This is a genomic window from Mycobacterium angelicum (assembly GCF_002086155.1).
In the GTDB taxonomy this organism is placed as follows: Bacteria; Actinomycetota; Actinomycetes; order Mycobacteriales; family Mycobacteriaceae; genus Mycobacterium; species Mycobacterium angelicum.
In genome coordinates this window covers 1-275 of the sequence record NZ_MVHE01000391.1, presented here as the reverse complement: position 1 = coordinate 275, position 275 = coordinate 1, and the positions used below count along the sequence as shown (strand labels likewise).

1 protein-coding gene is annotated in these 275 nt (G+C 59.6%); it reads right to left on the bottom strand.

Annotated elements, in window-relative coordinates:
- Positions 1–52 precede the first annotated feature (52 nt).
- A partial coding sequence (locus BST12_RS29935) for a pentapeptide repeat-containing protein (protein ID WP_211281443.1) occupies positions 53–275 on the bottom strand: 223 nt, incomplete at its 5' end.

The window sequence follows — 275 nt, the reverse complement described above, 5'->3', positions numbered from 1 at the left end:
GTACCTCATCGTGCCGGCTAATCGCCCCCAGCAACGTCGGGCTCGGTAGGCGTTACGGCTGGCCGAAGAACCCGGCCTGGTTATCGCCCTGGTTGAAGGCACCCGAGGAGTTGTCACCTGAGTTGGCGACACCGGAGCTGGCATTACCGGAGTTTGCGATGCCGGTGCTGGCCACGCCCGAGTTGTAGATGCCGTTGTTAAACATGCCCGTGTTGAAGAAGCCCTCGTTGGAGTTGCCCGAGTTAAAGAAGCCGACATTCGCGTCGCCAATATTC